The sequence below is a fragment of the Aliivibrio fischeri genome (assembly GCF_009727955.1).
Classification (GTDB): Bacteria; Pseudomonadota; Gammaproteobacteria; order Enterobacterales; family Vibrionaceae; genus Aliivibrio; species Aliivibrio fischeri_A.
Map to the genome: position 1 here is coordinate 33282 of NZ_WOBR01000009.1, position 12687 is coordinate 45968.

The window sequence follows — 12687 nt, forward strand, 5'->3', positions numbered from 1 at the left end:
AGGATACCATCTTATCAAGGCTTGGGTATAATCACGACATTACCCATAAAATAAGACATATCATGGATCAGATTTATACGCTTACCCAACTGATACAGCAATCAGATTGTGAATACACGATTTATGACTTAGGTCGCCGTGTTCAACCTATCTCAAATAAACAATTTGAATCTATTGAAGCTGGACAGCAACCTTATCCTTACCCACTACAACGTCATGCTCATTTAGCTATCGCTTATTGGAATGAGACAAAACAACCTTGGATTTGGTTTTTAAAACTGCCTTTAGATGAACGAAGTCTACTGCAACAAGCTGATATCGGTAATTTTATTAAGTACGTTATCGAAGCGATTGGGGTGTCATTAAGCGGCGATTTAAGCGAAGAGCAACAACAAAAGTTGTCAAATAACCCTTATACCTTTAAGCCTAAAGATGACAAGATGGCAATGTTTCATAGTCTCTTGCGTATGGAATTAGCACAGCCTATGAGCCAATACTATGATCACGCAAAAACGTACCTTTCAGGTACAAACGGTTGGGATAATTGGCAGTTTGTTGGAATGCAAGGATTAGCCGATGTATGTGCAAATCTAAATAAAGACAACAACAGTACTGCACTTCGCAAAGCGCTGTCTCATTTACCGACAACGGTTTTATACGCTACATTAGGCTGCTTAGAACACATCAATTTGCCTGAAAAATTAGCACAAAAGCAATTAGAAATAATCCAAGAACTATGCAATGACAAAGAATCTGATCTGTTTCTATTATCTGCACATATTCGTGCGCTTTCTGGAGCAGATAAAAATACTTTAATTAAAGCACTGACTTTGATTTTATCAAGTGAACGATTAAGTCACCCTGAAGTTCTCGTCGCTATTGCTGGTCGTTGCTGGAGTGGATTAGAGGATCTGTCTATTGCTAATCTTTTCTTATTACGATTGGCTCAAACGGGTGATCAGCAACTGTTTAATCAATTGTTTGCTGATTTAGTAATGCAACCGAAGCTTCGTATGTGCATGCTTCAGATCCTTCATGGAGAAGCGGATCCTAAACTGGCTAACGCTTTATTAAAATTGCAGCAAACCACCAAGAGCTAAGATATGGATAATCTACTTGCGATATTAGCGCTAACCCTATTCTGCTTTCTTTTTTGGCAACAAAGAAGACAATCGGAATATGCTCACCAAGCTATTCAACATTATTGTAAAAAAATGGAATTACAGCTGCTTAGTGTCGCAAGAGGTTCTTACGGTATTCAATTACCTGACGGTAAAAAGCGCCTACATACTATTTATGAATTCGAGTTTTCTTCCGTGGGAGATGACCACTACACAGGTAAATTGATCATGATAGGCTTTAAAGCCGCAAAGTTTAATTTACCTCCATATCGCATGGCTGAAGAATACTAATGAAAACTGGGCTAGCGCATAGTATTGCTGCTAGCCCAATTCCCCCCTTATTTTATATCCTTTTGGTTACCACCATGCTTCCCACATAGCACCAACTGCAAAAGTATCTTGTTTACCCGTTTCTCCACGAGTTAAATCCACTTCTGTATTTGAGTCACCAACGGTTGCGTAAAATCTCAACATTGGTCTTGCACCTGAATCCATATCAAAGCTAATATTTTGAGATAAGGTGACTTTCCAAGCATCGTTTTGTCCGCTTTGATTATCAAAATCAACCAGTGAATAACCCGCTTCTAGCCATGTCGAATGAATGTTATTCCATGCATAAGTGGGACGCACAATGGCACTGTAGTTAGCTCGGTCATCTTGACTCGCATTTTTATCTTCTAATGATTGATAACCAACTAGATATTCAATATTAGTTTGATTGCTCATCACTAACTTACCTTCTAGCTGCATCAACAACGTCGATAAGTCTTCTGTTTTATTAAAAATATTGTTATCAACATTATTACCATAGCGAGTCACAAACTTATTGCTCAGCATTCCAACACTATGATTTAACTCAAGCGCCAGTTGGTACGAATCGATATCATCAACATAACACTGCTTATCTAGGCCAGTTCCAGTACAAGTTTGCGTGTCCTTGTCAGTTTCAGTATTTTTAGAGGAAAAGCCATAGTTCGCATAGAAAGAAAGATCTAATGCGTCCGTTAAATTAATTCCATGTAATTTAGATGTAATTGCGTAATTACCACTGTCACCAGTACCACCACCATCAACAACTTGTGCAACTGCAGCCATATCAAATTTCACGCTGCCAAACTCAAGGTTTTTAATACCAGCACCTTGAGAATCATTCATCATCCAGAAGTAATCGTTTAATCCTGTTTGTGGTCGGTTATGGAAATCTCGACCAGCCCAAATATAAGCATTAGGTTGAGATTCAAAGACATTCGTCGCCCCCGCATAGAATTTCTTCAAGCCAACCTCATCTCCCCAATGCTCTAGCATGACAACCACATCCCAAATGGTGCCATTATCAGAAACAAATCCTTTAGCAAACTGGAACTCACCGCCATTTCCTTCATTACCTAAACGACCAGCAGCATTACCAATTAATTGACCATCCGCTGAGACGTATTTTTGCGTATCATCAGAAAAATGAAAGCCATAACGAGCATAACCAGAAAAAACAATCCCATCGGGAATATCCGATTGAGGAGAAATAACTAAAGGTTGTTGATCATCTAATTGAATATTATCTAATGGATCTGTTTCAGCAAAAGTAGAAAATGAAGAAAGGGTCGCTGTAACAGCCAAAGCAACAGGTAATAATTTCATTATAATTCCTTAATAAATATTAAAACAGCAATTTAAAATCATCATGAACATTATCGAATTATATTTACGACTCATTCATGAACTAATTAAATTATTTACTGTTATATTATTAACATTCAACAATCATAATTTTTAAATATTAACCTGATCACGCACGTTTTATATTTATATATATTTTATTTTTAGCTTTTTAAGAGGTATCTATTCAATAAAAATAAAAAAGCACCAATTAATCGATGCTTTATTAAAAATAAAATAGTTTAATTAATATTCTTTGTTGATTCACGAACAATTATATTACCTTTTAATATTTCAGTCGTTGCTTTTACTTCTTTATCTGAAATCAATCTCAATGCTTTATCCATTGCCAACTGAGTTACTTTTTGAATAGGAATATTAATCGTTGTTAATGCTGGAGATAAAAATGCAGAAATCTCATCATTATCTATTCCAACGATGGAAATATCTTCAGGAACACGAATATTCATCTCTTTTAAGGCTTTAATTGCACCGAGTGCTAAATGGTCATTAAAACAAAAAATAGCGGAAATATCTTGTGAACGCTTCAACAATTCCTTACATGCTTGATAGCCATCTTCTAACTTACCATTCTTTATTATAGTTAAGTTATCATCATAAGTAACACCATGTTTTTCAAGTGTTTCTTTCGCTCCTTTCAAACGGATTTGACCAGTGCTTGATGTCATATTAAGGGTGATAATCGCGATGTTTTTATGCCCTAATTCAACAAGATGCTCAATAGCCATTTGACTTGCATTGTATTGATCAAAAGCCACTGCGTGCCCTAACCCATCAGGTAAGGTTCGATTAATTACCACAAGTGGGATCGGCAGTTTTTTCTGAATTTCGCAATAATCATCAGCCGTCATCGTACGACTATAAATTAAAATAGCGTCACACTTTCTTGCCACTAGTGAATTAATGGCTTCGATTTCAGTTTCAACTTGATTATGACCGTCAGTGACGATTAATTGCTTTCCTGATTCTTCTGCAATTCTTGTCGCTTCTTTGAGTAAAATACCAAAATAATAACCATCAAAGAACGACACAATAAGGCCAATACTATTAGAACTATTTGTTGCCAATGCTTGAGCTACAAGGCTCGGTTTATAGTCTAATGTTTCCATTGCATCAAAAATCAGTTTTTTTGTTTCTTCTTTTACTGGACCTTTTCCATTCATTACTCGAGAAACGGTCGCTTTAGAAACACCTGCAAGCTTACATACGTCATTGATTGTTGCCATTGAGCCCTCAAAAATATGTAGATGAAATTAGCGTAATAATAGCTAAGTTATTACGCTAAATACACTTTATTATTTATTCTGCAACGCGCGATGAATCTCAATTAACTCTTGAATCATCTCTTTTGCAAGCATAGAGGTCATAATATGATCTTGGGCGTGCACCATAATTAAATTCACTGGCACTTTTCCCTCTCCCTCATCCATGCCAATAAGCTGTGTTTGCACATCATGCGCTCTTTTTGAAGCTTCAGCTGATTGCTTTAAAAGATCATCAACTTTATCCCATTCGCCAGATTTTGCTGCTCGTAATGCTTCCATTGCGCATGATTTAGATTCACCTGCATTAATAATAAGTTCCATTACTGTAGTTTCTAACTCTTCACCGACTAGCATATTCTTTATTCCTATTTAAATTTATTTTTCATTGTTAAAAAGTGATATACAGCTCCGATTAATCCACTGTCATTATTAAATGTACTTTTCTCAATAGAAACTAACTCTTTAACATTAAATTCATTAATTGAATTTTGGCTTTTAATAATCTGATTAAATTTATCTTCAATATTAGAAATTAAATCTTTTCGACTACTTATCGCTCCACCAATAATTATTTTTTCTGGATTTAAAATAAACGTAAGGTTATATAATCCGATAGCAATATTATTATAAAAGTCATCAATTACTTTTATTGCGACTTCATCACCTGCTGATGCGAGATCAAAAATATCTTTTCCTGATATATTATCAATACTATTAATATTTTTTAATTTTGAATAACGACGCCTTAGTCCTTCTCTGACTGATGCAGTAAAACTCATGCTTGCTGTTGCTTTATCTTCTATATCAAATACATTTTTTGTGAACATATAACCAAACTCTCCAGCCATAAAACCATGACCTCGAACCATTTGATTATTAATATAGATAGCGCCACCAATTCCTGTGCCTATCGTAATACAGATAAAATTCTCAACATGTTGTGCTTTACCGAGCCATTTTTCAGCAAGCGCTACACAGTTAACGTCATTCTCTAACTCAACAGGTAACGATAATCTCTTAGTTAACTCATCTTTAAATTGAAAACCATAGAAATCATCAATTGCTCCCCCCGTTTTTAAATACCCTGTATTTACATCTACAAATCCAGGAAGAGAGAAAGCTGCACCATCGAACGTATACTTTTTTGACCACTGCTCTTTTATATCCACAAGAGTGGCAATGATTTTTTCTCCGCAAGTTTCAGTTTTCACCTTCCCTTGCTCAAGAACTTGTCCTTGTTCATTTAACACGCCAAACTTTATGTCTGTACCACCAATATCAAACGAAATATACGTTGCCATAATGCGAACTTCTCCCTTTTATTTCAGTTAAATATCTTCACCACGAGTGGCAATGACATCTTTAAACCAATGAAATGACGCTTTTTTCTTACGCGCTAATCCATTTTGATGATCAACATAGATAAAACCATATTGCTTTTTATAACCATTTAACCAACTTAATAAGTCAATGGCAGACCAAGCGTAATACCCTTTAATATGAACACCGCGACGAACCGCTTCTTTTACCGCACCTAAGTGCTCTTTAATAAAATTAATACGTGGAATATCGCACACTTCACCTTCAATGATAGGATCTTCATCACCTAAACCATTTTCCGTGATGTAGAGCTTAATTTGACCATAATGCTCTTTTAGCATTTCTAATCCGCCAACAAACCCTTCAGGTGAAATTTCCCAATCCCATTTCGTGTACTTTTTATCTGCCATTTTCACTGTACGGTACACATTATCGTAACTAGGGTTACCAGGTGATCCCGTTGAGTTTTCTCGCGTAATCGTACGAGCTTCAACATCCCCTTGAATTTTCTCTACACGCTGAGGTTGATAATAATTCAATCCCATAAAGTCATTCAAAGGTGCGGCTTCAAAAATCGTTTGTAGCTCTTCATCCGTCCAATCAGGAAGGTTACCTTCTTCTTGTAATTGCTTAACTACATATTCTGGGTATTTACCAAGTAAAATAGGATCATAGAACCAGTTCATACTAAATTGGTTCGCATGCATTGCTGCAAAGTGACTCTCTTCAGTATCATCAACGCCAAATGCAGGACTAAATACATGACTCAAACCAATTTCACCAAATTGATTTAATTTTTTATATTCAATCACCGCTTTAGCATGAGCGTAAAATACGTTATGTGTTGCTTGGAAGTATTTTTTCGGGTCATTTTGAATGCCCGGTGGATGCGCGCCTGCCATGTAGCCTAGAGCACAGAACACAACCGTTTCATTGAACGTTATAAAATGCTTAACACGGTCACCAAATTCGTTGAAACATAATTTAGCGAACTCGACATACGCATCACCCGTCGCTTTATTTAACCATGCACCTTCTTTTTCTAGTGCTAATGGCAGGTCCCAGTGATACAGAGTTACAAAAGGAACAATGCCATATTTCAAACATTCATCGATCAGATTATTATAAAAATCGATGCCTTTTTGGTTAATTTCACCCGTTCCATTTGGGAAAATACGAGCCCAAGAAATTGAGAAACGGTATGACTCTAACCCCATTTCCGCCATTAAAGCGATGTCTTCTTTATAACGATTGTAATGATCAACAGCGACATCACCGTTAGTCCCTTCAAAGGTTTTTCCTGGTATTTTGGTAAACTCATCCCAGTTTGTTGGACCTTTACCATCTTGATCCCACGCGCCTTCCACTTGATAAGAAGCGGTTGCTGCGCCAAATAAAAAATCATGTGCAAATTTCATTTCAAATTCCTGTCTATTACTGTAGCCAACTGAATATTGTTAGTCTAAAAGCGCCAATGCATCATTTAGGATCTTCTCGCCTTTCATCATGCCGTAATCCATCATGTCGATGACTTCAACTTTCTTATTTACTTCATCAGCAAGTTTCTGAAGTTCATCTTTTTTGAAGCGAATTTGTGGTCCTAATAGGAATAAATCATATTCAGATAAATAGTCTTGAATCGTTTCAACACCATGGGCTTCGATATGAATATCTAGTCCTTTTTGTTCTGCTGATTCACGCATTTTTTTTACAACCATTGACGTAGACATGCCTGCTGCACATAGTAATAAAATCTTTTTCATAATAACCTCGATACTCATCTAATCTGTTTTAATTAAGCTGCTGCTTGTGATGTTGGCGCTGCTGTCTTTGCTTCATCTTGAGCTGCTAACTTGTCTTGATATTTAAAAAATGGGAAATAAACGCACACTGTCATACAGAACACGGCTATTTGTAGTAATGCTGCACTCCAACCACCAACGATGAACCCACTAAGCACCATAGGTGTTGTCCAAGGCACTTGAACTGCGGTAAATGGACCAACAAATCCCATATTAATTGACGTATAAACCATAATTGCTGATAGCACTGGTGCCGTTACAAATGGAATAAACATGATTGGGTTAAAGATAATTGGTGTTGCAAAAATCACAGGTTCATTGATATTGAAAATACCTGGGATAAAAGAAAGGCGGCCAAGTTGTTTGAACTGAATAGAGCGGGCAAATAACACCATGCAGCACACTAAACCAAACGTTAAACCTGACCCACCAACGGTAATGAATTGGTCAACAAACTGGTTAGTTACTACTTTGCCATTTTCGCCAGCAATCAGTGCTTCGCCTGCATTCACGATAGATTGATTATGAAGTGCGTTCGCTGTCACGATTGGTCCCATGATCCCCATAACAATAACTGGACCGTGAACACCACACCACCAAAGTAGAGAGATAAGCAAAGCAATACCAACAGCTCCAAAGAATGAATCAGACATACTTTGCAGTGGCGTTTGAATAATATGATAAATGGTTTCAATAAAGGTTCTTTCAAATACAACTTCAAAAAAGATGTAAGTTAAGAAAGCAAGAGTGATAATAAGAAAACCAGGAATAAGCGATTTAAATGCATTGGATACCCCTTCAGGCACACTATCAGGTAGTTTGATAACCCAATTACGATTAAAGGCCATTGAATAAATAATACCAACAACTAAACCTATTACGATGGCTGCTATCATACCTTTACCACCAAGAAAGGCTTTCGGTATTACGCCACCAATTTGAGTTACACCATCAGGTGCTACAACAAAGGCATTCATTACAATAAGAAGAGAAACAATGGCTAATACCCCCGCATTTACACCATTATGTCCTTCATATTTAACGTAAGTATACGCAATACCAAAAGCACCAATCAGCGCCAAAATATCAAATGTTGCCCCTACAACTTGAAACAGTGGTGTTGACCATTCCGCTCCAAAAATTCCAGCCATAAACTCGCTGTAACCATCAATAGGTACAAACGCCAGTAACAAAAACACTGAACCTATAATGGTCAATGGCATTGTTAACATGAAGCCTTCTTTAATCGCTACAATCGGTTTTGAATTCACAACCTTTAAAATTTTAGGTAGGAATTTATTCACCTTTTCCATGATAGTACTTTGCAAATTTACCGCTTGAGTACTCATTGTTCACCCCTAATTAGAATTATAAATTTATTAACTTTTATTCACTGGAGAGAAATGTAACCGGTTTCAGTAACCGGTTACATAGCATAATTGATCAAATATGATTCAACTCACGAATATTGATAATTTACAGATTAAAAATGTGATCTAGATAAATTGATGTTTTTTTAAACGAGGGAATGGGCGGTTCGGTGGGTATAAAAATGATAATGATTGCGTAAAAAAGAAAAACCCCATCAAGCTCTCGCTTAATGGGGTTATAACTCTACTCGCAGCAGTCCGGCTACTAAGTGGTGCTCCATGCATCAAATCCATGATAGTATGCTGATTCCTTCAGCTTATTCCGTTCGTCGCCGTCCTAGCGGTGTCCTTGATCTTATCCTGATCCGTTAACAGTCCGTCGTTAACTCTCTTCACTTGTTCCGTGAGCGGTGTCCCTTACATCATCCTGATGTTCAGTCCTTCCTCAATCCTAGAGGTATCCATTGTCTTCCTTGGTAGTAACTATCCTAGTTACTATTGCGTCCGTTCAATGTCCTTTGCTTTCCTTGCCGATTATTCATCCTAAATAACCGAATGCTTCATCCTGAAGCTTACCAAATCCTTGGCTAGTTCCTGTTCCGTGTCAGTATCCTTCCGACACCAATAAGATTACGCTTTTGACTTTTTGGAACAATGGTCTAGCAGCATATTTTTTATCTTTCTTTGTATCCATAACCATATAAAAAAACAAAATAACTTTAATAACAATAACTTAATACAACCCATATACTTATTTACGATAAAATAAACGATATTTCTCACCCCACACGTGAGAGATCTCGCACAAGCCTATTCTCTTTTTTCCATTTTCATCTATTTAACAGTTACCACTCAATGTGATATTTATCACACTTTTATTCTTCTAGGATTGGTATAGAGAATTCGTTATTATAAACAAAGCTGAAATATAGGAAGTCACAATGAAAAACGTAACGGATGAACTGCAAAAAATTCTGCAAGATTTAACCGATGAAGGTAAAAAACCAACAACGGCGTTGGTACGAGCTCGCTTAACGACTCAAGTACCCATGCCTGCTATTATTGCTGCGGTAAAATCTTTTAAATCGACTTCCAATGTACCAAAAATAGAAGTTCGAGAAACCTCACTAACAGCGGACGAGCGTATTGCTCAACTTGAACAACAAGTTAAAGAGCTAACAGAACGCTTGATTGCTCTGGAGAATAAATAATGCAAATTTGGGTGGATGCCGATGCATGTCCAAAGGTAGTAAAAGAAGTGCTATTTCGTGCCGCAACTCGAACTGGTATTCAATTAACCTTAGTTGCTAACCATTATATTCCTGTACCAAGTGCAGCCAATATTCGTTCTATGCAAGTAGAAGCGGGCTTCGATGTTGCCGATGATGAAATAGTAAAACGTTCTGAAGCGGGCGATTTAGTGATCAGTGCTGATATTCCATTAGCTGCAGAGCTAATTGAAAAGAAAGTACAGGTATTGAACCCTCGTGGTGAGTTATATACCGAAGCAACCATTAAAGCTCGATTAAATATTCGTGATTTTATGGATACAATGCGTGCCAGTGGCATTCAAACAGGCGGCCCAGCTCCACTTTCTCAAACAGAACGTCGAGAATTTGCGAATCAATTGGATCGCATTTTAGCCAAAGCCAAAATATAAAAAATGGGAGCATCTACGCTCCCATTTTTTATTCAGCCAAACTTAGTCTTTAAAGTCCCAAGATAAATTACTTACTAACAAGCATTCATCACATTTAAAATCAAATACTTCATGAAGCGGCTCTTTTAAAGCCCAATCACCATCACACACAGGACAACGGCGTGCTTGCTCTTTTTCTTTGCTCTCGCCAGCTACACGATAAATGTATAGATACGTTGGAATACCACTTACCACCGCCATACGACGACACAAATCCCAACCACGCTTAAATAAATGACTTTTGCTTGAACTTATCTCATGTAATGAAGGATGCTCAACAACAGATCCATTCATCTGTAATTGATCACATGCACTCCAATCTTCTTGCCATTTAATAAGTTGCTTTTGGTCACCATTAGCTACTGCAGGTAAACGATATAATGGGATAGGCTGAAATGTCTCACCATGACGAATCGGCGAACACGTATGTAGATGGCTAGTATAAAGAATTTGCCAACTAACGGTTTCACTCTCATCACTAGGATCGGAGTTCATGTCTTGGCCAACCACTTTAACTTTAGGTTGTAATAATCCAAACTCACTAAGTTGTTTAAAAGCTAGCTTCACCTGAGGGCTGTGATTATCCGGATGTAATGAATCCACTTCAGGACAAACAACACGAGCAACAAAGTTTGTTCCTTTCATCACAACTGGCAGTTCACGCCCAATAACTTGTCCATTGTAACGTAGGCAATCTAAACAATAATTTATTGCCTTTTCTACCGCTGCCATCGATGTATCGCAATACACTTCAAAATCTAACTCAGTAACAAACATTAACGCTTTTTTCCTAACCACTTTAAAATAAAAATTCCGATGTAAACACACCGGAATTAATTTAATCATTTACCAATTAACTATGCTGCGATAACCGGTTCTAGTTTATTTAAAAACTCAGTCATATTCGCCGCTAATACTGTTCTATTTTTAGTACCAACGCGATCTAAAATCACTTCACCAGATTGATTACAAATAGAAACGACTTCCATTTCATCATCCGTTACAGCAACAAATAAAGTCGGAACTAATTTCAGACGACGCTGCATCACAAGGTGACCTAACATATTGCCTTGCAAACGCTCCAGATCCTCATCACTCCACACTTGAAGAAGTTCAATATTCATATCTTCAAATTTGGCTGTCATATCCGCGCTGTATTGAGTGCCATAGAATGCATGAAAATCGTCATGAAGATCCAGTTCAATTCCTTGCTCGATATTATGCAAGCGGATTGCTTCATTTCTAACAATAGGTTGCCAAGATATTTCTAAATCTCGCGTTTCTTCAATACAAGGAGAAGCTAATCCCACTAACTCTTCATTAATTGGTAAGCAATTATGTTGTGCTTTCCATGCTTCTACATAACGTTGGCTAAAATTAGCAAGCGCTTGCTCTACCGAAAGTGGCATTCGATTCTCCTCATAAGATAAAATTTCAAGTAAACTACCTAATATTAAACGAAAGGCAGTCTACTTAGTACGCCTTATTCTAATCTACTTTTGGTATTTTCAATATGACTAAATACACCAATGCAGATGAGCTAAAATCACTGACCCTTGGACAAAAAACAGAATACAAACACACTTACGAGCCTGAATTACTACAAGCGGTTCCTCGAAGTCTTAATCGTGATGATCTTGCACTAGGTGATGAACTTCCTTTTGTAGGTTGTGATGTGTGGACGCTATATGAGCTGTCGTGGCTAAATCAAAATGGTTTACCACAAGTAGCTGTTGGTGAAGTCGCACTACCGGCAACTAGCCCAAATCTTGTTGAATCAAAATCGTTTAAACTTTATCTAAACAGTTTTAATCAAACAAAATTCACTTCATGGGATAAAGTAAAAGAGACATTAGTAAAAGATTTAAGTGCATGTGCAGGTGAAACCGTAAAAGTGGACGTATTCCCTGTACAACGATATTCACAACAACCTATTGTTGATATGCAAGGCGAATGCATTGATGATCAAGATATTATTATTGATGATTACGAATTCAATGCCGCTTATTTAGAGTCGAGTACATCTGATGCAGAAATCGAAGAAACACTGCACAGCCATTTATTAAAATCTAACTGCTTAATTACAAACCAGCCTGATTGGGGCAGTGTTGAGATTCAATACAAAGGCAAAAAAATTGATCGTGAGAAACTGCTGCGATACCTAATCTCTTTCCGTCAACATAATGAGTTTCACGAGCAATGTGTTGAACGAATTTATACTGACATAATGAAATATTGTGCACCAGAATCATTAACCGTATTTGCTCGTTACACTCGACGCGGCGGTCTTGATATTAATCCATTCCGTAGCTCACATTTATTGGCACCTAAAGACAATTTACGTTTAGCTCGCCAATAAGACATTTCGATTAAATTTGTCTACAGAGAGTGTTTCTTTGTAGACAAATCCCCTCACAACGATAGTATGTAATGGTT

General features: G+C 37.1%; 14 protein-coding genes. 5 read left to right on the forward strand and 9 right to left on the reverse strand.

The window, feature by feature from the left end; translation table 11 throughout:
• Positions 1-62 precede the first annotated feature (62 nt).
• Positions 63-1100 carry a DUF3549 family protein gene (locus tag GNP81_RS12980; protein WP_155674707.1) on the forward strand — a complete coding sequence of 346 codons (1038 nt, stop codon included), beginning with the start codon at positions 63-65 and terminating at the stop codon, positions 1098-1100.
• A 3-nt stretch (positions 1101-1103) separates the two neighbouring features.
• Complete coding sequence (locus GNP81_RS12985) at positions 1104-1412, forward strand: DUF3301 domain-containing protein (RefSeq protein WP_011261354.1); 309 nt, start codon at positions 1104-1106, stop codon at positions 1410-1412.
• A 66-nt stretch (positions 1413-1478) separates the two neighbouring features.
• Here GNP81_RS12985 and GNP81_RS12990 read toward each other — a convergent pair whose 3' ends face one another.
• From GNP81_RS12990 to GNP81_RS13020, 7 genes are all read right to left on the reverse strand, one after another.
• Positions 1479-2756, reverse strand: coding sequence for a carbohydrate porin (locus tag GNP81_RS12990; protein ID WP_155672907.1), 1278 nt, complete (start codon positions 2754-2756; stop codon positions 1479-1481).
• 260 nt (positions 2757-3016) lie between these two features.
• Positions 3017-4021, reverse strand: coding sequence for a LacI family DNA-binding transcriptional regulator (locus GNP81_RS12995; protein WP_155674705.1), 1005 nt, complete (start codon positions 4019-4021; stop codon positions 3017-3019).
• Positions 4022-4090: 69 nt separating this feature from the next.
• Positions 4091-4414: a PTS lactose/cellobiose transporter subunit IIA gene (locus tag GNP81_RS13000; RefSeq protein ID WP_011261351.1), complete on the reverse strand. Its 324-nt coding sequence runs from the start codon at positions 4412-4414 to the stop codon at positions 4091-4093.
• Between the two features lie 11 nt (positions 4415-4425).
• On the reverse strand, positions 4426-5361 hold the full coding sequence (locus GNP81_RS13005; RefSeq protein ID WP_155674703.1) for an ROK family protein: 936 nt from the start codon (positions 5359-5361) through the stop codon (positions 4426-4428).
• A gap of 27 nt (positions 5362-5388) precedes the next feature.
• Positions 5389-6798 (reverse strand): glycoside hydrolase family 1 protein, encoded by a 1410-nt coding sequence (locus GNP81_RS13010; protein ID WP_155674702.1) that lies wholly within the window; start codon positions 6796-6798, stop codon positions 5389-5391.
• Positions 6799-6837: 39 nt separating this feature from the next.
• Positions 6838-7143, reverse strand: coding sequence for a PTS sugar transporter subunit IIB (locus GNP81_RS13015; protein ID WP_005417897.1), 306 nt, complete (start codon positions 7141-7143; stop codon positions 6838-6840).
• Positions 7144-7175: 32 nt separating this feature from the next.
• The gene (locus GNP81_RS13020; protein ID WP_155674700.1) at positions 7176-8531 is read right to left on the reverse strand and encodes a PTS sugar transporter subunit IIC; all 1356 of its coding nucleotides are present in this window, start codon (positions 8529-8531) and stop codon (positions 7176-7178) included.
• Positions 8532-9493: 962 nt separating this feature from the next.
• On the opposite strand from GNP81_RS13020, the gene GNP81_RS13025 reads away from it, so the two are divergent.
• A complete protein-coding gene (locus GNP81_RS13025) occupies positions 9494-9763 on the forward strand; it encodes a hypothetical protein (protein WP_155674698.1) in 270 nt (89 codons plus the stop codon).
• The gene (locus GNP81_RS13030; RefSeq protein ID WP_005417894.1) at positions 9763-10212 is read left to right on the forward strand and encodes a YaiI/YqxD family protein; all 450 of its coding nucleotides are present in this window, start codon (positions 9763-9765) and stop codon (positions 10210-10212) included. The genes GNP81_RS13025 and GNP81_RS13030 overlap by 1 nt, the downstream gene beginning before the upstream one ends.
• A 42-nt stretch (positions 10213-10254) precedes the next feature.
• On the opposite strand, the gene GNP81_RS13035 is transcribed toward GNP81_RS13030, so the two are convergent.
• Both GNP81_RS13035 and syd read right to left on the reverse strand, forming a co-directional pair.
• The gene (locus tag GNP81_RS13035) at positions 10255-11028 is read right to left on the reverse strand and encodes a Zn-ribbon-containing protein (RefSeq protein ID WP_005417893.1); all 774 of its coding nucleotides are present in this window, start codon (positions 11026-11028) and stop codon (positions 10255-10257) included.
• An 80-nt stretch (positions 11029-11108) separates the two neighbouring features.
• Positions 11109-11660, reverse strand: coding sequence for a SecY-interacting protein (gene syd / locus GNP81_RS13040; RefSeq protein WP_155674696.1), 552 nt, complete (start codon positions 11658-11660; stop codon positions 11109-11111).
• Positions 11661-11764: 104 nt separating this feature from the next.
• Here syd and queF point away from each other — a divergent pair, with 104 nt between their 5' ends.
• Positions 11765-12610: an NADPH-dependent 7-cyano-7-deazaguanine reductase QueF gene (gene queF / locus GNP81_RS13045; RefSeq protein WP_155674694.1), complete on the forward strand. Its 846-nt coding sequence runs from the start codon at positions 11765-11767 to the stop codon at positions 12608-12610.
• Positions 12611-12687: the final 77 nt, after the last annotated feature.